At 44.9% G+C, this 20,120-nt stretch carries 25 protein-coding genes and 1 pseudogene; 16 read left to right on the top strand and 10 right to left on the bottom strand.

The window, feature by feature from the left end:
* The first annotated feature begins 24 nt into the window (after positions 1-24).
* The 7 genes from dnaX to infA are packed head-to-tail and all read left to right on the top strand — an operon-like array spanning position 25 to position 5,645.
* Positions 25-1,800, top strand: coding sequence for a DNA polymerase III subunit gamma/tau (gene dnaX / locus A9E74_RS05910; RefSeq protein ID WP_069295732.1), 1,776 nt, complete (start codon positions 25-27; stop codon positions 1,798-1,800).
* An 18-nt stretch (positions 1,801-1,818) separates the two neighbouring features.
* Complete coding sequence (locus A9E74_RS05905) at positions 1,819-2,127, top strand: YbaB/EbfC family nucleoid-associated protein (RefSeq protein ID WP_069295715.1); 309 nt, start codon at positions 1,819-1,821, stop codon at positions 2,125-2,127.
* 9 nt (positions 2,128-2,136) lie between these two features.
* Positions 2,137-2,736 carry a recombination mediator RecR gene (gene recR, locus A9E74_RS05900; RefSeq protein ID WP_069295714.1) on the top strand — a complete coding sequence of 200 codons (600 nt, stop codon included), beginning with the start codon at positions 2,137-2,139 and terminating at the stop codon, positions 2,734-2,736.
* Between the two features lie 31 nt (positions 2,737-2,767).
* Positions 2,768-3,946 (top strand): EAL and HDOD domain-containing protein, encoded by a 1,179-nt coding sequence (locus A9E74_RS05895; protein WP_069295713.1) that lies wholly within the window; start codon positions 2,768-2,770, stop codon positions 3,944-3,946.
* Positions 3,947-3,949: 3 nt separating this feature from the next.
* On the top strand, positions 3,950-4,675 hold the full coding sequence (aat, locus tag A9E74_RS05890; protein WP_069295712.1) for a leucyl/phenylalanyl-tRNA--protein transferase: 726 nt from the start codon (positions 3,950-3,952) through the stop codon (positions 4,673-4,675).
* A complete protein-coding gene (locus A9E74_RS05885; protein WP_069295711.1) occupies positions 4,665-5,378 on the top strand; it encodes an arginyltransferase in 714 nt (237 codons plus the stop codon). Before aat ends, A9E74_RS05885 begins: the two co-directional genes overlap by 11 nt.
* Positions 5,379-5,426: 48 nt before the next feature.
* The gene (gene infA / locus A9E74_RS05880) at positions 5,427-5,645 is read left to right on the top strand and encodes a translation initiation factor IF-1 (RefSeq protein ID WP_009726411.1); all 219 of its coding nucleotides are present in this window, start codon (positions 5,427-5,429) and stop codon (positions 5,643-5,645) included.
* Positions 5,646-5,686: 41 nt separating this feature from the next.
* Here infA and A9E74_RS05875 read toward each other — a convergent pair whose 3' ends face one another.
* Positions 5,687-6,172, bottom strand: a complete 486-nt coding sequence (locus A9E74_RS05875) for a disulfide bond formation protein B (RefSeq protein WP_084002966.1) — start codon at positions 6,170-6,172, stop codon at positions 5,687-5,689.
* Between the two features lie 70 nt (positions 6,173-6,242).
* Here A9E74_RS05875 and A9E74_RS05870 point away from each other — a divergent pair, with 70 nt between their 5' ends.
* Positions 6,243-6,755, top strand: a complete 513-nt coding sequence (locus A9E74_RS05870) for a zinc ribbon-containing protein (protein WP_069295709.1) — start codon at positions 6,243-6,245, stop codon at positions 6,753-6,755.
* Here the strand turns inward: A9E74_RS05870 and A9E74_RS05865 are convergent.
* From A9E74_RS05865 to A9E74_RS05850, 4 genes are read right to left on the bottom strand one after another with little or no spacing between them, the layout of a single operon-like run.
* Complete coding sequence (locus tag A9E74_RS05865; RefSeq protein WP_069295708.1) at positions 6,748-7,935, bottom strand: cupin domain-containing protein; 1,188 nt, start codon at positions 7,933-7,935, stop codon at positions 6,748-6,750. The genes A9E74_RS05870 and A9E74_RS05865 overlap by 8 nt on opposite strands.
* Positions 7,932-8,531, bottom strand: coding sequence for a histidine phosphatase family protein (locus A9E74_RS05860; RefSeq protein WP_069295707.1), 600 nt, complete (start codon positions 8,529-8,531; stop codon positions 7,932-7,934). The genes A9E74_RS05865 and A9E74_RS05860 overlap by 4 nt, the downstream gene beginning before the upstream one ends.
* A gap of 2 nt (positions 8,532-8,533) precedes the next feature.
* Positions 8,534-8,974, bottom strand: coding sequence for an NfeD family protein (locus A9E74_RS05855; RefSeq protein ID WP_069295706.1), 441 nt, complete (start codon positions 8,972-8,974; stop codon positions 8,534-8,536).
* A gap of 2 nt (positions 8,975-8,976) precedes the next feature.
* Positions 8,977-9,900, bottom strand: coding sequence for an SPFH domain-containing protein (locus tag A9E74_RS05850; protein ID WP_069295705.1), 924 nt, complete (start codon positions 9,898-9,900; stop codon positions 8,977-8,979).
* Positions 9,901-10,030: 130 nt separating this feature from the next.
* Between A9E74_RS05850 and A9E74_RS05845 the strand changes: the two genes are divergently transcribed.
* Entirely contained in the window at positions 10,031-10,666 is a 636-nt protein-coding gene (locus A9E74_RS05845) for a CsiV family protein (RefSeq protein WP_069295704.1), read from the top strand.
* Here A9E74_RS05845 and A9E74_RS05840 read toward each other — a convergent pair.
* Together A9E74_RS05840 and A9E74_RS05835 are read right to left on the bottom strand one after the other, a co-directional pair.
* The gene (locus A9E74_RS05840; RefSeq protein WP_069295703.1) at positions 10,650-11,384 is read right to left on the bottom strand and encodes an S-methyl-5'-thioinosine phosphorylase; all 735 of its coding nucleotides are present in this window, start codon (positions 11,382-11,384) and stop codon (positions 10,650-10,652) included. The two genes, A9E74_RS05845 and A9E74_RS05840, sit on opposite strands and share 17 nt — an antisense overlap.
* Positions 11,381-11,917 carry a hypoxanthine-guanine phosphoribosyltransferase gene (locus A9E74_RS05835; RefSeq protein ID WP_069295702.1) on the bottom strand — a complete coding sequence of 179 codons (537 nt, stop codon included), beginning with the start codon at positions 11,915-11,917 and terminating at the stop codon, positions 11,381-11,383. The genes A9E74_RS05840 and A9E74_RS05835 overlap by 4 nt, the downstream gene beginning before the upstream one ends.
* A 70-nt stretch (positions 11,918-11,987) precedes the next feature.
* Here A9E74_RS05835 and A9E74_RS05830 point away from each other — a divergent pair, with 70 nt between their 5' ends.
* The 4 genes from A9E74_RS05830 to mepK are packed head-to-tail and all read left to right on the top strand — an operon-like array spanning position 11,988 to position 15,281.
* Positions 11,988-12,908: an ABC transporter substrate-binding protein gene (locus A9E74_RS05830; protein WP_069295731.1), complete on the top strand. Its 921-nt coding sequence runs from the start codon at positions 11,988-11,990 to the stop codon at positions 12,906-12,908.
* Positions 12,898-13,674 (top strand): ABC transporter ATP-binding protein, encoded by a 777-nt coding sequence (locus tag A9E74_RS05825; RefSeq protein ID WP_069295701.1) that lies wholly within the window; start codon positions 12,898-12,900, stop codon positions 13,672-13,674. Before A9E74_RS05830 ends, A9E74_RS05825 begins: the two co-directional genes overlap by 11 nt.
* On the top strand, positions 13,671-14,633 hold the full coding sequence (locus A9E74_RS05820) for a FecCD family ABC transporter permease (RefSeq protein WP_069295700.1): 963 nt from the start codon (positions 13,671-13,673) through the stop codon (positions 14,631-14,633). Before A9E74_RS05825 ends, A9E74_RS05820 begins: the two co-directional genes overlap by 4 nt.
* Positions 14,634-14,672: 39 nt before the next feature.
* A complete protein-coding gene (gene mepK, locus A9E74_RS05815) occupies positions 14,673-15,281 on the top strand; it encodes a peptidoglycan L,D-endopeptidase MepK (protein ID WP_245652075.1) in 609 nt (202 codons plus the stop codon).
* Between the two features lie 59 nt (positions 15,282-15,340).
* On the opposite strand, the gene A9E74_RS05810 is transcribed toward mepK, so the two are convergent.
* Positions 15,341-15,754, bottom strand: coding sequence for a hypothetical protein (locus A9E74_RS05810; RefSeq protein ID WP_069295699.1), 414 nt, complete (start codon positions 15,752-15,754; stop codon positions 15,341-15,343).
* 127 nt (positions 15,755-15,881) lie between these two features.
* Between A9E74_RS05810 and trhO the strand changes: the two are divergent.
* Both trhO and ggt read left to right on the top strand, forming a co-directional pair.
* A pseudogene (trhO, locus tag A9E74_RS05805) lies at positions 15,882-16,881 on the top strand (oxygen-dependent tRNA uridine(34) hydroxylase TrhO).
* Positions 16,878-18,545, top strand: coding sequence for a gamma-glutamyltransferase (gene ggt / locus A9E74_RS05800; RefSeq protein WP_069295698.1), 1,668 nt, complete (start codon positions 16,878-16,880; stop codon positions 18,543-18,545). The pseudogene trhO and the gene ggt overlap by 4 nt, the downstream one beginning before the upstream one ends.
* A gap of 10 nt (positions 18,546-18,555) precedes the next feature.
* Here the strand turns inward: ggt and A9E74_RS05795 are convergent, their stop codons facing one another.
* Positions 18,556-19,017, bottom strand: coding sequence for a hypothetical protein (locus A9E74_RS05795; protein WP_069295697.1), 462 nt, complete (start codon positions 19,015-19,017; stop codon positions 18,556-18,558).
* Positions 19,018-19,051: 34 nt separating this feature from the next.
* Between A9E74_RS05795 and A9E74_RS05790 the strand changes: the two genes are divergently transcribed.
* Complete coding sequence (locus tag A9E74_RS05790) at positions 19,052-19,816, top strand: TatD family hydrolase (protein WP_069295696.1); 765 nt, start codon at positions 19,052-19,054, stop codon at positions 19,814-19,816.
* Here A9E74_RS05790 and A9E74_RS05785 read toward each other — a convergent pair whose 3' ends face one another.
* Positions 19,817-20,110, bottom strand: coding sequence for an encapsulin-associated ferritin-like protein (locus tag A9E74_RS05785; protein WP_069295695.1), 294 nt, complete (start codon positions 20,108-20,110; stop codon positions 19,817-19,819).
* Between the last annotated feature and the right edge of the window lie 10 nt (positions 20,111-20,120).

The raw sequence follows: 20,120 nt of genomic DNA, 5'->3' as shown, positions 1-20,120 counted from the left end.
CACATTGGGTATCTGACAAGCTACATGAGTTATCTGGTACTGGCCCGCAAGTGGCGCCCCAAAAAATTTGCCGAGGTAGTCGGCCAGCAGCATGTATTACGCGCGCTGATCAACGGTCTCGATCAAAATCGTTTGCATCATGCGTTTTTGTTTGCAGGCACTCGTGGGGTGGGCAAAACAACCTTAGCAAGAATCTTCGCTAAATCTCTCAACTGTGAACAAGGCATCAGCTCAACCCCCTGCGGTGTATGTAACAGCTGCGTGGAAGTCGACAGTGGACGTTTTGTAGATTTGATTGAAGTGGATGCGGCATCGCGCACCAAAGTCGATGATACCCGTGAGTTGCTCGATAATGTTCAATACGCGCCAAGTCGCGGAAGATACAAAGTCTATCTGATTGACGAAGTGCATATGCTGTCTACCAGCAGTTTTAATGCCTTGTTAAAAACGCTGGAAGAACCCCCTCCCCACGTTAAATTTTTGTTTGCCACCACCGATCCGCAAAAACTGCCGGTAACGATTTTATCGCGCTGTTTGCAATTCAATTTGCGGCGACTGGATATCAAACAAATCGCTGACCATCTGGCATTTATCCTGCAGCAAGAAAACATTGAGTTTGAAGTTGAAGCATTAAACCAGATTGCTTTTGCTGCCGACGGCAGTATGCGGGATGCGTTGAGCCTTCTTGACCAAGCGATTGCTTTTGCTGGTGGAATGGTAACAGCTGAAATTGTCAGCCAGATGCTGGGCAGTGTGTCACAGCAACAATTGATTCAGTTACTCGAAGCCTTTGCAGCCAAAGATGCCAAAGCACTGCTGGCACATACTGACGAACTTGCTTCCTTAGGTCGTGATTTTGTTGTGGTACTTGATGGCTTGATGACCAGTCTGCAGCGCATTGCAACAATCCAATTGATTGCAGATGCAGAATCGCTTGACCAGCAAGATGACGCGGCTTTACAGAATTTCGCTAATATTTTCAGCACGGAAACGGTGCAACTGCTATATCAGATTGCCTTGCATGGTAAACGCGACATGCCTTACGCGGCTGATCCACGTAGTGGTTTTGAAATGACCTTGTTGCGGATGTTGAGCTTCCAACCACAAGCGGTAAATGCCAATTTGGGGCAGCCCCCCGTAAAAAAGCCGCAAGCTGACTCCAAATCAGTGCCTGCAATGGCACCTGAACATGCGACTGTAGAATCAATTCCAACAGCCAATTCTCCAGAAACCACCATTAATCGTGCAACTGAATTAGTACCGCAAAACACAGCTAAACCTCAAGCGGACATAGCACCATTGGAAATCAATGAGGCTCCGGTTGAACATCCAACGGATTCTATAGCTTTAAATAAACCTGAAAAAACGGCAGTAGAATTATCGGGAGCAGACTCTGCAGAGCAGCTTGTCAGTTTAACGACGGCAAACTGGACGGCTTTGATCGCCCAGTTAAAACTCTCGGCTTTTGCCAGACAGCTTGCCGATCACTGTGCGTTCATCCGTACTGATAATCAAAAAATCTATCTTTCAGTTGCACCAGAATTACAACATCTGACCAATGAAAAGTCAGTCGCTAAATTACAAGCTGCAGTCAGTAAACAGCTAAATGTGGAAGTCATACTGGTGTTTACGGAAGCAACAGACACGGAAAATGTGCCAACACTGGCTGCAGAACGTGCGCAACAAGCTGCTGAAGTTCAACAAAATGCGGTGGATGCCATACACAATGATCCGGTAGTTGAGCAGATCAAAAATGCATTTAATGCCCGTATAATCGACACAACAATTAAACCCTTATAACTTTAAAAAGGATCTCCTATGAAAGGTGGATTAGGTAATCTGATGAAACAGGCCCAGCAAATGCAGGCCAATATGCAAAAAGCCCAGGAAGAGCTGGCCCAAGTAGAAGTTACCGGTCAGGCGGGTGGTGGCATGGTGCAAATCACTATGACTGGCAAACATGATGTAAAACGTGTGAGCATTGAAGACAGCCTGTTTCAGGATGATAAAGACATGCTTGAAGATCTGATTGCCGCAGCAGTTAATGATGCGGTGAGACAAGTTGAGAAAACGACTCAGGAACGTATGGCCGGTATGATGCCTCCTGGCATGAAGATGCCTTTCTAGTTCGTAAATATGGCAACTCTCGGACCCAGTATTGATCAACTGATTCAGGCTCTGCGCTGTTTACCCGGCGTAGGACCTAAATCAGCCCAGCGAATGACATTTCATTTGCTGGAGCGTGACCGTAGCGGTGGCGAACATCTGGCTGAAATGTTGAGCAAAGCATTGGCGAATGTAAAACATTGCCAGCGTTGCCGAATATTAAGTGAATCTGATATTTGCAGTCGTTGTAGTGACAGTTCCCGCCGCCAAGATCAACTGTGTATTGTGGAAATGCCTAGTGACGTTATAGCTATTGAGCAAGCAACAAATTATAAAGGCCAATATTTTGTGCTGACTGGTCATTTATCCCCGCTAGATGGTATTGGCCCTGAAGCGCTCGGCATACCCGCTCTGATTGAACGGTTCGAACAAAAAACCGTCACTGAAGTTATTCTGGCGACTAACCCTACTGTTGAAGGACAGGCAACAGCGCATTACATCAGCGAACTGGCTCGGGCAAGAGACATTTATGTGACGCGTTTGGCACATGGTATTCCATTGGGGGGTGAACTTGAGTATGTTGACAGTGGTACACTTTCTCATGCATTTTCTGGAAGAGAAACCTATTAATCGAACCTAATTTTTAAAAGAGCGGATTTACATGACGGAAATCTACACGGCATACGACTCACTAAAACACTTTAACGGTCTCATTCACCGCCAGCCGTTGTTTATTTCCAAAAAACTTGATGTGGATAGCTACCATCTGACATTTCTCGATACCAACGGTAATACGCTGGATGAGGATGCGCCAGTTCCTGAATTCCTATCGCAGCTCTCTGACATTCTGCAAGCGATTAATCACAATCAAAAAACCTTATTAACTATCCCGGCATCCTGGCAACAAGCACTTTTTGATTATTCAATGCCCGGTATTGATCTGATCATCGAAGCAAATGAAAAATCATTATCCAAACCGGCGTCTACGCATGTCAGCTACGCTGCTAACGCAACATCTTCCGTCGGTGAAAGCCAAACCTTATTGATTGATTTAGATGTATTTTCTGCAGACGAGTTATCCGCAAATTTACCGAAATGGCGTCAACAGCATGCCGTCTTATGCGCGTTAAATGTGAATGCAGCCAACCAATTCAGCATGTGCCAATTACACAATATTGATTTGTTGCAGGGTTTTTTCTATACCTTGCCCGACACCAGTTTTGATAAAAAAATCGCTCCCGCTGCTCAAACTTTAATGGAATTGTTAGTTAAGTTACAGGACCCAGAAGTTGAGGTTGATGAACTGGCTGAAATCATTAATCAAGATGTTGCTTTAAGCTATAAACTGCTGCGTTTAATCAATTCTGCTTTTTTTGGTCTTCCTCGTGAAGTTGGTAGCACTCGACAAGCCATTGTGATGCTGGGCCAAAACAAAATCAAAACCTGGGCCAGTCTGCTATGCCTGTCTGGACTCGATAACAAACCTAATGAGCTACGCACTACCGCCATGATTAGAGGACGAATGTGTGAATTGCTAGCAAAATATTACAAAGGTCATGCCGATGTGTTTTTTGCTGCAGGCCTATTTTCTACTCTTGATGCATTGATGGATAAACCGCTTGAAGTGTTATTGCAAGACTTGCCGCTAAGTGAAGAATTGCACTCCGCCCTGCTGCTCAAAGAAGGTGTCGCTGGCATGGCACTCAATCAGGTGTTGAATTATGAGCGCGGCAACTGGTCCGCAATTGATTATTCTATTGTGAGTGCCGATGCACTGTTGGCTGCATATCTTGATGCACTTTTCTGGGCTAAAGAACTTACTTTACAACTGAATGATTAATTAATGGCTATCAGCTGGTTAGGTATATCTGCCGATAGTCCATTCCCACCAGTTGACCAAGCCACCTCTCACGGCTTATTGGCTGCAGGTGGCGATTTATCTCTCACTCGGTTGTTGAATGCTTATCGACAAGGGATCTTCCCTTGGTTTAATGCATATGACCCCATTTTATGGTGGAGCCCCAATCCACGTATGGTCTTTCAAACAGATAATCTGCATATCAGTAAAAGTTTAAAAAAAGCGCTAAGGCAGAAACCTTTTCATATTACATTTGACCAAGATTTCGGAGCTGTTATGCAGGCCTGTGCGGCCCCCAGACAAGCAAAAGTACCTGCTGAACAACATGAAACCTGGATCCATAACGAAATGATTGCGGCCTATACAGCACTACATCAGGCCGGATATGCACACAGTGTAGAATGCTGGCAGGATGAACAGCTGGTTGGTGGTATTTACGGTGTATCCATAGGCAAAATGTTTTTTGGTGAATCCATGTTCAGTTATCAAACAAATGCTTCTAAAATTGCGTTAGTTGCCCTTGCCCGACAGCTTAGAATGTGGGGGTATCCGTTGATCGACTGTCAGGTATATTCTGAGCATTTGTCGCGTCTTGGCGCAATGACCCTGCCCAGAGAAAGCTTTGTCCACCAAGTACAGCAGCTGTGCTCCTTACCCGGCCAATCAGGCAACTGGCAAACCATCACATCACCATTTAACTATGAGCCTTGATTTTTATCAGGACAGACCGCATGCCTGTTCATATCTTGAAGACCGGCTGGCGCGAAACATCTATCCCGACCCTCTTCGACCGCTGACAAACGCACTTTACAGTCAGCTCATCCAACACGGATTCAGACGCAGCGGTGATCATGTATATCGACCATTTTGTCCGGCATGTGATGCCTGTGTTCCGGTCAGAATAGATGTAAATAGCTTTCAGCCGAACCGCAGCCAACGACGATGTTTACGTGATAATAATGATGTGTATGTAAATATCACACCCGCTGTTTTTAATGCGGAACACTATGATCTTTATCAACGCTATATCGCACATAGACATGCTGGTGGTGGAATGGATAATCCCAGTAAAGAAACCTATCTGCAGTTTCTCACCAGCAGCTGGAGCGATACAGCATTTATCGAATTTAGAACCCGGGACAAATTGCTTGCGGTAGCCATTACCGATTTTGTCACCGATGCAGCGTCAGCTTTTTATACTTTCTTTGATCCTGATTATTCAGCAAGAGGATTAGGCACCTTTGCTATATTGAAACAGATCGAATTAGCACAACAACAAAATCGGCCATGGCTGTATTTAGGCTATTGGATTGGGGATAGTCCGAAAATGCGTTATAAGAGTCGATTCTCCGCTTTACAACAATTTGACGGGCAATGGCGCAATTTTGATAAAAAAGCTTTGAATAATCAGTGATTTTACGGCAAAATGGATCTTTTAATAGTTTGGTAAATTAAGACCTGTATGGCAAAAGAAGATCATATTGAATTCGAAGGCACTGTAATTGACACGATGCCTAATACTACTTTCCGCGTTGAGCTGGAAAACGGTCATGTTGTAACAGCACATATCTCCGGCAAAATGCGTAAAAACTATATCCGCATCCTCACTGGCGACAAAGTAACTGTTCAATTGACTCCCTACGATTTAAGCAAAGGCCGCATCGTCTATCGTGCCCGTTAATCCAATATAGTCTAACGCCAGCTTAGTTATTCAACTTCAGTTTATTGCTGCCGCCAGGCAGCTAAAATTGCCAAGCCGAACATCCCCACAAATGTAAGCAGCGTCCATGCAGGAATACTGAGGCTCAGAAATGTCCATGAAACCTCGGCGCATTCTCCAGAACCTCTTAACACCAAAGATAATGCATCGGTCAGCGGAAAGTTTTCCATAATAAAGCCCATTCCTGGTCCGCAACTTGGTACTTGATCAACCGGAAGGTTCTGCAGCCAGACATGTCTTGCTGAAACCGATGCTCCCAATAAAGCCGATAAACTGATCAACCCTACATAAATTCTGGTTCCTGTTCTGGCCGGATTATGAATGGCCGCTATCAGGAAAAACACCCCGGTAACCATCACTAACACACGTTGCAAAATGCATAATGGGCATGGCTCCAACTCCATCACATGTTGCATATATAGAGCAGCCAAAAATAAGCTGAAACAAAATAAAAACCCGCCAAACAATAGCTTGCGTGTTGTGATCAAAACGGTTTCCTCCGTTGGATTAATGTGTGCTAAGTTAACCTAAAAACCGCATCAGATAAAGGGTTAAGTCATGTCAGATAATAACTTCGAAGAAAAGTTCGCCGCCGCCTATGACAAAATGATGGAACGCATTCATCACTTTTTTGATGATGCTGAAGCGAATGCTGTTCCCACACTTAAGCAGCGGATTGAATTGGCAAAACTTCGTGCAATTGAACTACGAGAAGTGACCGCAGAAGAAGCTGATAAGATTGCCTATTATGTCGAGCGGGATTTACAGGATGCAGCAGAATATCTTGAAACCACAGGAAAAGAATTTTCAACCTGGTTTAATTTCGATTTACAACTCGTAGAAGAACGGCTTTATGAATTATTTGCTTCAGTTGCCGATCGGACCCGTCTGGAACTCGGCCAATTGGCTAATCAAGCACAAATGGCCCAGCAGTATCACACTGGGGAAATTACCGGCATCGGCACATTAGTGTGTAATTCTTGTGGCACAGAAATGCACTTTAAAAAAACCGGCCGCATTCCACCTTGTCCGAAATGTCACCATACTGAATTCAAACGGCAGACTAAATAAACTCAGGCAAAATCTTCCGGCCAGTACCAGGCACCCTCGCAATCAATTCACAACAGATATCCATTAATTTTGGGAAATTGCGTATAGATTGCCAATCAGTTTGATGGATTTGAGCTTTAGTGGTTAGCCACGGAAGCTGTTCCACGGCGGCAAGCTCAACGTTATAAGCTTCCCCTGCCACAAATATATATGCTCCTGCTGAATCATTATGCCAAGCGAAACGTAAATACACGTTGCGTTGCAAATACTCACCCGTATTAAAGCGTTCATCCACTTCAACTAATGACGGTTTATCGGTTACAAACTCTTCTGCTAAGTCCTGTAAAGTTGATTTAGTTTCAGTCACCAGCCGCCCAACCGCCAAAGCAATTAAACCTTGATTATCACTTATGGTTTCGAACAGTAAATTTTGAAAGCGCTGGATTGCACTGCCATCAATTTCAGTTGCAGAGTGAATAACGTCCACATCAGCATCCGCATAAAGTTGTTCAGCAACATCCTGTTCTAACAAAGTGTGACTGAAAGCATCAAGCAACTGTAATTGGGATGGGGCTCTGAATCCTATCGAAAAGGTCAAACATGGATTTAAAGCTACGCCATGATGAGCAAAGTGAGGAGGCAGATAGAGCATATCACCCGGCTGTAATTTCCAATCATGATCAGCTGAAAACTGCTGCAGTATGCGTAAATCAGTATCATCTCTGAAAGTTGCATTAATTAACGGCTTATCACTGATTTGCCAATGGCGGGTTCCCTGAGCTTGTAACAGAAATACATCATAACTGTCGGTATGTGGCCCGACCGATCCACCTTCAGGCGCGTAACTAATCATCAAATCATCGCGGCGCCAGGCCGATAGAAACTCAAATGCTGTTAGTAATTGCTGTAACGGTGGATGATGTTTATCCATGTCCTGAACTAGTAACGTCCAATGCGTATCAGGCAAATCCGCAAAATCTTCGTCGTCAAATGGACCGTGACGCAGTTGCCAGGGCTTTTCACCGAATTCTTCAATCAAGCGCGATTCGACTTCTGCCTCACTGGCAAACGCTGCAAGATCATCTGGGCTAAGATCACTGACTGGCAAAGGAAAAGCCTGCCGGATCACTAAGGGTTTCTTTTGCCAATATTCATCCAGAAACTGTTGCTGGCTGAGACCGGTATTAAAAAACCCTGTCATGGCTTGCCTGCGTGAAACTGTAACTGCGGATAGAGTCTCGGCCCTTCGTTGTATATCACAATGCGACTAATCGCAGCGTAAGGCACTTGGATACGAAACATAGCCTCTAATGGCATTGCCAATATCTCAGTGAGAATGACACGTATCACACCGACATGAGCGACCAACAGAATATGTGTATCGCTATGGGATTGCACTAGTGCTTGCCAGGCGTGCTGAATGCGCTGTTGAAACGCCAAAAGCGATTCTGCATTAGCTGGAGTATTGTTAATTGGATCATCATAAAAAGCATAAAATGCTGCTTTATGATGTTGTTCCAATTCACTGGCAGTTTTACCTTCCCAATCACCAAAACCTATCTCGGTAAATTGCTTATCTAGTTGCAAGGGAATGGCATGATTATCGGACAGCTCTTTGGCAAAATCCGCACAGCGAGTTAAGGTCGAGCTGACAATGTGCTGCCAGGGTGTGACATTTGCAGTAGCAGATCGCATTTGCTGCCAACCCAGCTCACTTAACGGATCATCAAGCTGCCCACGATAACGCATTCCGCCCTGGGGTTCTCCATGACGCATTAAATCGATCACTAAAGCCATTGTTAACCAATAATTTCAACTTTAAGAATAACGTTATCTACAGCGATAACTTGAACACGAGTACCGGTCGGGCAATCGGGACCATGTACTTTCCAGGTGGAATCATCGAGGATGACTTTTCCCTGCCCATTCACAATCGGATTGGTCAGCGTAAGAATCCGACCGACATGTTGTTCACCCCGCCGATTGAGTAATGGCTCATCCGTTGCGATGGGATGTTTGACGTAGTATCTGCGCCACAATACGATACTTAACACTGATAACACAGCAAACATTAACCATTGGAACTGCCAGGGAATCGCTGGAAATAACAGCAACACCAGGCCAGTGATAAATGCTGCAATGCCTAACCATAAGGCAAAAAAGCTTGGCAAGATGATTTCAAGTGTTATTAACACCACTGCCAAAACCCACCAATGCCAGAAATCAACGATAAACGGCATAATTACTTCTCTTTACCGATGAAGGCTTCCTTGGCGAGCTCAGTAATACCCGCCAATGAACCAATTACGCTACTCGCTTCCAGCGGCATCATGATGATTTTGTGATTGTTGGCACTGGCCATATCTTTAAGTGCTTCAATGTATTTTTGTGCAACAAAGTAGTTCACCGCCTGAACATCACCTTGTGCAATGGCTTCTGAAACCATGGTTGTGGCTTTAGCTTCAGCTTCCGCTAAACGTTCACGGGCTTCGGCATCTCGAAATGCAGCTTCACGTCTACCTTCAGCGTCCAATACTGCAGCTTGCTTTTCACCTTCTGCTCGCAAAATTTCTGATTGACGATGACCTTCGGCTTCAAGAATATTAGCGCGTTTAATCCGCTCTGCTTTCATCTGACGGCCCATGGCTTCAATCAGATCGGCAGGTGGTTCAATATCCTTAATTTCAATACGGGTGACTTTAATCCCCCATGGCGTGGTTGCGTCATCAACTACCGTCAATAATCGTGTATTGATTTCATCACGTTTGGAGAGCAATTCATCCAGATCCATTGAGCCCATAACAGTACGCACGTTAGTCATGGTTAAATTCAGTATTGCATTATCCAGTCCGCTGACTTCATAAGCGGCTTTTGCAGCATGAATAACCTGATAAAACACTATACCATCAACCCGAACCATCGCATTATCCTTAGTGATAATGCCTTGCGAAGGCACGTCCAAAACCTGCTCCATCATATTAATGCGTGCGCCGATCTTATCAATCACTGGCACAATCAGATTTAAACCTGGTCGCAATGTTTTGGTATAACGACCAAAGCGTTCAACCGTATATTCCCAACCCTGATCGACTGACTTGACGCCCATTAAAACAAGGACAATGGCCAGTACCAGTACCACGATGACAAATAGCGAAAAACCTTCCATTACTCTGCTCCATTGCGACTTTTGATGTTCATTTGATGATACCAGCAAAGTACATCAAACGGGTGGATCTTGGACTTTTTCGGGTTAGCGTAAGACAATAGCTACATTCGTTATCCGGGACTGCTTTTTTATGAAATTTCTGAACCTAACCAACAGCATATTATTTGTCGGTTTAATGAGTATTGGCGTCGCCGCACAGGCGCAACAGTGGTACCACGTCGAGCTGATCGTGTTCGAAGTTCTTAATCCCTCTGATAACGAACAATCACCCACATTTACGTTGCAGGATCCCGCTCCTTTGAGCGTAGGTATGGCAAATAAAGTAATTCAACCGGCAGAAAATAAAAATCTCGGTGATATTGCCCAGCGCTTGCGCAATTCAGCTGGCTATCGGGTAGTGAGTCATCAGTCCTGGCAACAAGCTGTAGGGAATCGCAATCGTGCTCAAGCAGTAGCTATAGAATCTGAGCGGGTGAAAGGCCAAGTGCGTTTTCATATTGCAACCTACCTGCATGCCAATCTGGATTTATGGTTGCAGGATGGTGTACGTTCGGTTGAAAGTGATTCATTTCATACCTTGTCTCAACCACGTTTAGTGGAATTACGCCGTATTCGCAGTCGACAGGTACATTATTTCGATCACCCGCGATTCGGGGCAATTTTACAGCTGATTCCAGTATCAACACCGGATCAAGTGTTATCCAATATGACCGGTCCGGAAACCTATTCGTTACCGACTGAAGGTGAAGCTACAACAGCGGAATAACACATTTTAATAAACGATGAACCTGGCCCATTGTTGCATCCATAGTTTCCAGAATGACTTCGATGGTCAACGGATGTGAGCTTATACCAGCGGCCTGATTAGCTACAACCGCTATACTGGCATAGGCAATATTTAACTCTCGAGCTAGAACTGCTTCTGGCATCAAAGTCATGCCCACCATATCGGCGCCATCGGTTTTTAATCTGCGGATCTCAGCAGCGGTTTCCAGTCGCGGCCCTTGAGTAACCGCATAGACGCCGCCATCAATCACCAACATTTCTTCAATATTGGCAGCCAACTGTATTTGCTGACGCAAGGTTTCATCAAATGGATAAGTGAAATCAATATGTTTATCCGCTGAAAAATCCTCACTGGCAAAACTGGATTCCCTTCCGCAGCTGTAATCAATCAATTGATCAGGCAAAGCGATCGTTCCAGGCTTATATGCTTCGGTAATGCCTCCAACAGAGGCGACGGCAAGAATTTGATCGACGCCTAACTGATGCATCGCCCAGATATTGGCCCGATAATTTATCAAATGTGGCGGAATGGTATGATGCTCGCCATGCCTTGGTAGAAACGCGACGTCTTTACCCGCAAACTTACCAATCATTAATGGTGCTGATGGTTCACCAAATGGCGTTTCACGCTGCATTTGCTCTTCAAGAACTAAGCCGTCTAACTGACTTAAACCACTACCTCCAATCAATCCGATCATGATGCATTCTCCTTGATTGCAAAAATACCGGGGGCATTGCGCAGATAGCCTTTGTAATCCATACCAAACCCAAAAACGTAGCGATTTGGAAGTGATAATCCTATATATTCCGGCGGTATACCATGCTTGTTGCCATGTTGTTTATCAGCTAAAACCAAGGTCTTAACCGAAATGGCTCCGGATTGCTGACAGAATTCTCTTAGGGCGGCTAATGTGAAGCCTTCATCGTAAATATCATCAACTAATAAAACATGCCTTCCATGCAGTTCAATGCTTGGTTTTGCACGCCAATCCAACGTTCCGCCAACAGTTTTATCGCCATAGCGAGTCGCATGAATGTAATCGGTTTCCAGATTAAATTGCAGCTTGGGCAATAGATGACCCATGGTCATCACCGCACCATTCATCACACACAGTAATACTGGGTTTTTATCCACATACTGCTGATTCAACTGAGAGGCCAGTTGTTCAAGACTTTCGTCGATCGCCTGCAACGTAAATAAACACTCTGCCTGCTGCATTACCTGATTCATGCGTTTTACCTATCTGTATGTATCAACATCAGTCAGTATAATAGGCTGTTTTGGTCACAGGGAAGCCAAAATGGCACGTTTTTGGCCGATTCTGCTGTTTATCGCGGTATTTACTTTTGTCTGGTTGCAGCCTGAAAAAACGTTGCAAGATAGCAGCGTGGCCACGCTATCTCCACCTCAGCGGATCATTAGCTTGGCTCCCAGCATTACAGAAACACTTTTTGCAGTGAATGCCGGAGATAAGGTGGTTGCCGTAACAGATTATTGTCAATATCCCGCACAAGTGAAAAATTTACCCAAAGTTGGCGGCTATCTTGACCCGAATCTGGAACAGATTGTTCGGTTAAAGGCTGATATGGTAATCCTGCTGGAACGCCAACATGCGCTGAAAAAACAGCTACAACAACTAGGAATTGCCACCTTAAGTATCGATAATTCCAGCCTGGCCGGTATTCGTCGCAGCATCATCGATATTGCCGCTGCAGTAGGACAAACTACTATCGCTGAGAAGCTGATTAGTGATTTTGATAGTCGGCTTGACGCGATTCGCCAAAAAGTTGAGGGTCAGCCAAAACCCAATGTTTTAATAGCCATTGCCCATAGTTCAAACACCAATTATTTGGATAAAGTCTATATCGCCGGGCAACAGGATTTTTATAATGATTTATTGCCATCCGTTGGCGCCACCAATGTCTATCGAGGCACACGACTGCGAGTTCCTGCGCTGTCTACAGAAGGGCTGTTAAGGCTTAATCCAGAAGTTATTATCGATATTTTCCCCGATGCAGAGGTGTATTCACCGGATATCACTGCCCTTCGGCAGCAATGGCAGCGACTGGATAAAATCAATGCTATTAAAAATAATCAATTACATATTATTCAGGCGGACTATGCTGTAATTCCTGGGCCCAGGATTATTCAGTTGGCTGAACAGCTGGCGCAGATATTACACCCTCACCTAGACTGGGAACAGGTGAACCATGTTGATTAACGCACAAGATATCTCCGTCAAAACTTCTGATAAAAGACTTATTGAATCAATTAGTTGCAATGTGAAGCAAGGTGATTATCTGTGCATCGTTGGACCAAATGGTTCGGGTAAAAGCACCTTCCTGAAAACATTGATCGCGATTTTGCCGATTCACAGTGGCAAGCTAATGATTGATGGTCAGCCAATCTCCCAGTATCGCCACAAAAAGCTGGCAAGACTTATCAGCTACGTACCACAAAGCGGTGGCAACCATCTGACCTTTACGGTTGATGACTATGTGCGGATGGCAAGATATAGTCATCATCATGTTTTTTCAGAATGGCAGGCTCATGATAATGAGGTGGTAGAAAATGCCCTCAACATCACTGACTGCCAGCCATTTCGTTACCGTAAAATGTCGACCTTAAGCGGTGGCGAATGTCAGCGGGTTATGATCGCTGCTGCTTTGGCGCAGGATACACCGGTATTGATCCTGGATGAACCTACCGCATTTCTGGATCCGCATCATCAGGTCGCGGTGCATCAACTTATCCGCAAACTCAATCAACAGCATAATAAAACCATTATTGAAGTCACCCACGATATCAATCATGCCGCGCAGCACAGCAAACATGTATTGGCATTACTCGATGGAAAATGTCTGTGGCATGGTCCTGCTGAACAGTTTTTAAATGCCGAGCGGTTACAGCAGCTTTACCAGCAAGCGTTTGTTTTTGCCAAACATCCGCATCATGATCGACTGATTGCTGTGGCAGATGAATCATGAGCATAAAACTTAAACTCATCGCATTAAGTCTGTTTACCGTTCTGGTGGTAATTATCAGTCCGTGGCTGGATTTTTCAGCGGCTAGTTCCCCGGAAATTCAGCAGATGATCATCTATGAGTTGCGGATCCCAAGGGTGTTATTTGCATTTACTGCTGGCTGTGGTCTGGCATTGTGCGGCATGGTATTTCAGGCAATGTTTCGCAATCCACTGGCCACACCATTTACCCTGGGTGTGGCCAGCGGTGCTTCGTTAGGTGCAGCGATTAGTGTCTATACAGGTATCAGTTTTACGATTTTAGGATTAAGTGCCACCAGCCTTAGCGCCTTTGCCGGAGCCTTAATAGCCATCAGTTTTGTTTACAGTATCAGTCGGTTTCGGTTTGGTTTTTCTGGCGAAACCTTATTGTTAACTGGCGTTGCTATCAGTTTCTTCTTTTCCAGCCTGATATTGTTTATTCAATATCTCAGCAACGTTGCCGATTCATTTCAAATTATCCGCTGGTTGATGGGCAGTTTAACGGTGGTGGGTTATCAGGAATTAAAGCAGCTATTACCTTTCGTTACACTGACGGCAGTAGTGATTATTTTTCTGAGCCGCGAGCTGAACCTGTTAATGGCCGGTGATGAAATAGCCACAAGTCGAGGCGTTTCGGTGAAATACGTACGCTATGCATTGTTCTTTGTTACTTCGTTGTGCGTGGGAGCTATCGTTGCCTTATGCGGGCCGATTGGCTTTGTCGGTATGATGGTGCCGCATATCTGCCGATTGATTATCGGCGAAGATCATCGCTATCTGATACCGGCGACATTGCTTTTTGGCGGCAGCTTTCTGGTGATTTGCGATACGCTTGCCAGATTGGTCATTGCCCCTGCAGAATTACCTGTCGGCGTTATTACTACCTTACTGGGCGGACCGTTTTTCTTGTGGCTTTTGATGCGATATAAATCTCAGCATTAATTTAACGAAATAGTTAACTACTGTTGTAATGCGCAATTTATGCTTAAACATTCTGTAGCTGGTATTGATATGACTGATTCTGAAAACCGTTTAACTGACGCAATTCTGCAAAGAACCTTTAGCAGACGCGAAATATTACGTTATCTGGCTGCCAGTGGGGCCATATTAATGATGCCCGCGGCATGGGCAAATCTGCCTAAAGAAGCCCCTCGCCAGCTGTCGCTTTACAACTTACATACAGAAGAAAAACTTAAAACCACCTATTGGGAACAAGGTAAATATCTGCAAGATGGGCTGGCAGAAATTAATTATCTGTTACGCGATCATCGGAGCGGCGAACACACCGATATGGACCGGCAATTGCTGAATTTAATGTTTCTTTTGCAGCAAAAGGCTCAAAGTAAACAAGCCTTTAATATTATTTCCGGTTATCGCTCCCCCGCCAGCAATGAAATGTTGCGTAAGAGCAGTACAGGTGTTGCTCAAAAAAGTCTCCACACACTTGGCATGGCGGTAGATTTGCGATTACCAGGGGTAAAACTCGAAGCATTGCGAGATATGGCGATCAGTCTGCAAGGTGGTGGTGTCGGTTTTTATCCAAAATCCGACTTTATTCACATTGATACCGGGCGAGTTCGCCAGTGGTAATCCAGAGCTTGTTTATCTTTCAGCTAATAACAGAGGTGGTGATGAAAGATAAACAGACCCTAGCCCTCAGCAATTTCCTGCATCAATAACTTTGCTTGTTGGTAAAAATTCGCCATCTGATTTTTATACTGCTCGCTAAATTGTTGATGATGCAGTTGCATTTTTTTATGCAGTTTTCGCAACTTATCGTGAAACGCCCGTTGCTTTTCTAAATCAATATAACTGTCACAGCTGGACATACAATTAGGGTCAAGCCCACATTCATAGCGGTTGATGGTTTCTTCATGTTGCATGATTAATCCAACATGTTGATCAAGCTTGGCACTGTGTTCGGGCAGGCTACGTTCAAGCTTGTGTAAAATAGCAACCAGGCGTTGAGTATGATGTGTCCAATAATCCGCATCGGCCAACCAGCGAAGATGATCAGCGCGCCACTGTTCGCTTTCTTGTTTGAGTTGTTGCAATTCATCCATTTCACACCTCAATGTGTTGATTGGTAAAGTCATTTCTTGCTTGTAAGGCTTGCTATTAACTAAGCATACACGACCCAACAATATCCCTGTAAAATATAGGGCTTTAAAATCTTTACGGAATATTTCTATGGCTCAAACTGTGGTCTGCGCATTATATGAATTTGTCACTCTGGATGATTATGCGGCGATTAAACCATCGCTACTCAAATTCATGCTGGATCATGAGGTACGTGGCACGTTATTACTGGCTCAGGAAGGTATCAATGGCACCGTCGCGGGATCACGTCAGTCAATTGATGCCTTGTTGGATTATTTACGTACAGATTCCAGATTAAAAGATTTGAGTTACAAAGAGTCGTATACCGATACTCCGCCATTTCTGCGCAGCCGGGTGAAACTAAAGCGTGAAATCGTCACTATGGGTGTGGAAGGCATCGATCCAAAACAGTCGGTCGGAACCTATATCAAACCCAAAGACTGGAACAAGTTAATCAGTGATCCTGAAGTTTTGCTGGTAGATACCCGTAATGATTACGAGGTACAGGTTGGTACATTTAAAAATGCCGTTAATCCCCACACCGAAAGTTTTCGTGAGTTTCCAGAATATGTAAAACAGCATCTGGATCCGCAAAAACACAAAAAAAGTCGCCATGTTCTGTACAGGCGGAATTCGCTGTGAAAAATCCACCGCTTATCTCAAAGAACAAGGTTTCGAAGAGGTTTATCATCTGGAAGGTGGCATTCTCAAATATCTGGAAGACGTACCGGAACAGGAGTCACTCTGGGAAGGCGAATGTTTTGTATTTGATGAACGCGTTACCGTTAATCATAGTCTGGAAAAAGGCGAATACGATCAGTGTCATGCCTGTCGGTTACCCATCACCGAAGAAGACAAACAAAGCGAAAAATACCAACGCGGCGTTTCATGCCCGCATTGTTTCGATAAAACCACTGACGATCAAAAAGCCCGTTATGCCGAACGTGAAAAACAGGTACAACTGGCATTGAAGCGCGGTGAAGCACATATCGGCTTGGAATCAAACGAAGCAGCCGAGCAACACCGTATGGAAAAAATACGTCGAAGAGAACAGGATAGGCTTGCCGCCAAACAAAAACAGCATTCATGAGATTATTCACCAGCTTATTACTTTATCTATTTTTTATTCCGGTTAGCTTTGCTCATACTCAAAGCGGACAAGCGGCGATTGCTTCGGCACATCCTTTAGCGACTGAAGCTGGTTTTGAAATTCTTCAACAAGGCGGCAATGCCTTTGATGCAGCAATTGCCGTCAGTGCAGCGCTTGCAGTGGTTGAACCTGCAGGATCTGGTCTCGGTGGCGGTGGTTTCTGGTTATTGCATCGTCAAGCCGATAAACAGCAAATCATGCTGGACAGTCGCGAGACCGCACCCGCCAAAGCACATCGTGATATGTATCTGGACGAAAATGGTGAGGTATTACGAGATTTAGCGCTTAATGGTCCATTGGCCGCCGCTATTCCCGGAACCCCGGCTGCATTGGATTATTTGTCGCAACATTATGGCAAGTTGCCATTATCGACCACGCTTGCCCCGGCAATTCGTTATGCCAAAGAAGGCTTTGCTGTCACACCGCGCTATCAGCGCTATATGGGGTTTAGAAAACAGGCGTTAAATGCTGAAGCCAAAACAATCTTTCTGGATGGAGATGACATTCCCGAATTAGGCACGGTAATTATTCAACAGGATTTAGCCAAAACCCTGGAAGCGATTGCCGAAAAAGGTCGCGATGGTTTCTATCAGGGGGATATCGCTCAACAGATGGTGGAATCAGTGCTGGCCGCCGGCGGTATCTGGACCCATCAGGATCTGGCTAATTACCAACTGAAAATTCGCCAACCGGTGCAAACACAATTTGCTGGTTACACCATCACCACTGCAGCTTTACCATCAGCAGGCGGACAGTTAATCAGCTTGATGTTGAATCAGTTGAATACATTGAATTACCTGCAAGCTAACACCCAACAAAAAAGACATTTGTTGATCGAAACCATGCGCCGGGCCTATCGTGAGCGCACTGTACATTTAGGTGACAGTGATTTTGTTGAGGTACCTGATTATTTAACTGATGCCAACTACGCGGCGCAGCTGGCTGCCGATATTGATGCAGAAACTGCCAGCAAAAGTGATGAATTATCGGATGAATTCAGTAATAAAGGTGAAGACACCACGCATTTTTCGATAGTCGATCAATTCGGTAACCGGGTATCCGCCACGCTCAGTATTAACTTGCCTTTTGGCAGCGGCTTTGTTGCTGGCAATACTGGCGTATTACTTAATAATGAAATGGATGATTTTTCAGCGTTAAGTGGCAGCCCGAATGCTTATGAGCTTGTCAGTGAATCTGCTAATGCGATCGAACCTGGCAAACGCCCCCTCTCCAGCATGACCCCGAGTTTTGTTGAAAATGACCAACGATTGCTGGTAATCGGCACTCCTGGAGGTAGCCGGATTATTACTATGGTGATGCAAGGCATTCTGCATTTTATGGAAGGCCAGGACGCCGAAGCAATTGTCAGTGCACCGCGATTGCATCATCAATATTTACCTGACCGGGTACAGATGGAAACTCCCGGCTTCAGTGAGGCGGAGCAAGAGGATTTAATCCGCCGGGGTCATCAACTGGATATATTAAATCGTCAATTTGGCAATATGCAGGTAGTAGTTGCTGATAAAACAACTGGCAAAGTCAGTGCAGCCAGTGACCCACGTGGTGAGGGCCTGGCAAAAACTGAAACCATTACGCTCGATTAAAAGGTAAAGGTTACAGCTTCATCTCTGACGGCATCACGCCTTTGCGCGATTGAACCAATGCGCTACCTTCCAGCACAATCAACGCTATTAATGTCAACGAAATGGGTACCAAAGCAAACCATCCCAGGACAGAACGTTGAATAAATCGCATGCTTTCATCGGCTTGAGCCTGCAATAAAAACGAGCCAACACCAAATATAATTGCCGCCACCAAATAAGCACCTAATAGATACAAACTGCGCTTCCAGGCTAGCTTCCAATGGGCTTGAACCAATGCAGTCTGGTCTTGGGTGTTGTGCGCTTTATAGGCTATTGAGCCAATCATGATGAGTGACCCCAGTAACGATAATGAGAAAATCAACCACAGGTTTCGGGTGCCAAACAAAATCGCCGGAACAAAAAAGTGAAATATCGCGACATTGAACATTAAGCGCTCATGTGGCTTACTGGCTTCATGATAGATTTCTGACATGGTATGTTCCTCTGTTTATAAAGGCAGTCTTAACATGTTGCACCTGATTGATAGTCATTGCCATCTCGACTTTAATGATTTTGACGCAGATCGTCAGACTATCCTGACCAACTGCCTTCAATCAGGTATCGAAAAAATTGTCATTCCCGGTGTCACAGTCAATAGCTGGCCCAAACAAATCGAATTATGTAACAGCAATCCAATGCTATCGCTGGCGTTAGGCTGTCATCCAATGTTTATGGAAGAACATCCTGAAAATGCCGCACAACTACTGGATCAAGCTGTCCATCAATACCAACCGATCGCGATTGGTGAAATCGGTTTGGATTTTTATGTGGCGGATGCCGATATGAGCGCTCAACTGAGTTTATTTGAAGCACAATTGGATGTCGCAGTTAAATTTGCCTTACCGGTTATCCTGCACGTTCGCAAAGCCCATGATGAAGTTCTCAAACTGTTACGCCAAAAACAACTACCGGGTGGCACTGTGCATGCCTTCAGCGGCAGTGCCCAGCAAGCCGAACAATATCGTGATCTCAATTTTCTATTAGGCATTGGCGGCGCATTGACCTACCCCAGAGCTCAGAGATTACAACGCTTATTTGCTGAATTACCGCTGTCGCAAATCGTCTTGGAAACCGATGCGCCAGATATGCCGCTATGCGGTCATCAGGGTCAGCGTAATACCCCTGAAAATATCCCGGTGATTCTTCAAAAGCTTAGTCAATTGCGCGGTGAATCCAGCGATCATATTGCTGAAATCACCACGGCGAATTGTCGACGTCTTTTCAGTATCTGACTAATCGTGGTGATGGGTGATTTCACCTTCAGTAAATAAATAATCCCGTAATTGCTCATCCATCTTTTTATCTTTACGGCGAATCCATTCCAACGTCATTGCGGCATGTTCTTTTTCTTCATCACGATTATGTTCGAGAATCTTTTTCAATTCCGTATCTTTACACGCATCAACCCGCTGGTTATACCAATCAACTGCTTCCAACTCTTCCATCAACGACACGATCGCACGATGCATATCTTTGGTTTCGTCTGATAACTCATTAAACGGCTCGTGGTAACCTTCATTTGACATTTAAATCTCC

Origin of the sequence: Methylophaga muralis (assembly GCF_001720165.1) — a bacterium.
Lineage (GTDB): Bacteria > Pseudomonadota > Gammaproteobacteria > Nitrosococcales > Methylophagaceae > Methylophaga > Methylophaga muralis.
The sequence above is the reverse complement of the archived record's forward strand: the minus strand, read 5'-3'. Positions and strand labels throughout refer to the sequence as shown.

Excerpts from the sequence above, each read along its gene's own strand:
- A9E74_RS05790 (WP_069295696.1), top strand. The coding sequence starts at position 19,052 with ATGTTGCACCTGATTGATAGTCATTGCCATCTCGACTTTAATGATTTT.
- mepK (WP_245652075.1), top strand. The coding sequence starts at position 14,673 with ATGCTTAAACATTCTGTAGCTGGTATTGATATGACTGATTCTGAAAAC.
- A9E74_RS05810 (WP_069295699.1), bottom strand. The coding sequence starts at position 15,754 with ATGGATGAATTGCAACAACTCAAACAAGAAAGCGAACAGTGGCGCGCT.
- A9E74_RS05820 (WP_069295700.1), top strand. The coding sequence starts at position 13,671 with ATGAGCATAAAACTTAAACTCATCGCATTAAGTCTGTTTACCGTTCTG.
- A9E74_RS05885 (WP_069295711.1), top strand. The coding sequence starts at position 4,665 with ATGAGCCTTGATTTTTATCAGGACAGACCGCATGCCTGTTCATATCTT.
- A9E74_RS05870 (WP_069295709.1), top strand. The coding sequence starts at position 6,243 with ATGTCAGATAATAACTTCGAAGAAAAGTTCGCCGCCGCCTATGACAAA.
- ggt (WP_069295698.1), top strand. The coding sequence starts at position 16,878 with ATGAGATTATTCACCAGCTTATTACTTTATCTATTTTTTATTCCGGTT.
- A9E74_RS05835 (WP_069295702.1), bottom strand. The coding sequence starts at position 11,917 with ATGAATCAGGTAATGCAGCAGGCAGAGTGTTTATTTACGTTGCAGGCG.
- dnaX (WP_069295732.1), top strand. The coding sequence starts at position 25 with ATGAGTTATCTGGTACTGGCCCGCAAGTGGCGCCCCAAAAAATTTGCC.
- infA (WP_009726411.1), top strand. The coding sequence starts at position 5,427 with ATGGCAAAAGAAGATCATATTGAATTCGAAGGCACTGTAATTGACACG.
- A9E74_RS05840 (WP_069295703.1), bottom strand. The coding sequence starts at position 11,384 with ATGATCGGATTGATTGGAGGTAGTGGTTTAAGTCAGTTAGACGGCTTA.
- A9E74_RS05795 (WP_069295697.1), bottom strand. The coding sequence starts at position 19,017 with ATGTCAGAAATCTATCATGAAGCCAGTAAGCCACATGAGCGCTTAATG.
- A9E74_RS05860 (WP_069295707.1), bottom strand. The coding sequence starts at position 8,531 with ATGGCTTTAGTGATCGATTTAATGCGTCATGGAGAACCCCAGGGCGGA.
- A9E74_RS05865 (WP_069295708.1), bottom strand. The coding sequence starts at position 7,935 with ATGACAGGGTTTTTTAATACCGGTCTCAGCCAGCAACAGTTTCTGGAT.
- A9E74_RS05845 (WP_069295704.1), top strand. The coding sequence starts at position 10,031 with ATGAAATTTCTGAACCTAACCAACAGCATATTATTTGTCGGTTTAATG.
- A9E74_RS05830 (WP_069295731.1), top strand. The coding sequence starts at position 11,988 with ATGGCACGTTTTTGGCCGATTCTGCTGTTTATCGCGGTATTTACTTTT.
- A9E74_RS05855 (WP_069295706.1), bottom strand. The coding sequence starts at position 8,974 with ATGCCGTTTATCGTTGATTTCTGGCATTGGTGGGTTTTGGCAGTGGTG.
- A9E74_RS05825 (WP_069295701.1), top strand. The coding sequence starts at position 12,898 with ATGTTGATTAACGCACAAGATATCTCCGTCAAAACTTCTGATAAAAGA.
- aat (WP_069295712.1), top strand. The coding sequence starts at position 3,950 with ATGGCTATCAGCTGGTTAGGTATATCTGCCGATAGTCCATTCCCACCA.
- A9E74_RS05895 (WP_069295713.1), top strand. The coding sequence starts at position 2,768 with ATGACGGAAATCTACACGGCATACGACTCACTAAAACACTTTAACGGT.
- A9E74_RS05850 (WP_069295705.1), bottom strand. The coding sequence starts at position 9,900 with ATGGAAGGTTTTTCGCTATTTGTCATCGTGGTACTGGTACTGGCCATT.
- recR (WP_069295714.1), top strand. The coding sequence starts at position 2,137 with ATGGCAACTCTCGGACCCAGTATTGATCAACTGATTCAGGCTCTGCGC.
- A9E74_RS05905 (WP_069295715.1), top strand. The coding sequence starts at position 1,819 with ATGAAAGGTGGATTAGGTAATCTGATGAAACAGGCCCAGCAAATGCAG.
- A9E74_RS05785 (WP_069295695.1), bottom strand. The coding sequence starts at position 20,110 with ATGTCAAATGAAGGTTACCACGAGCCGTTTAATGAGTTATCAGACGAA.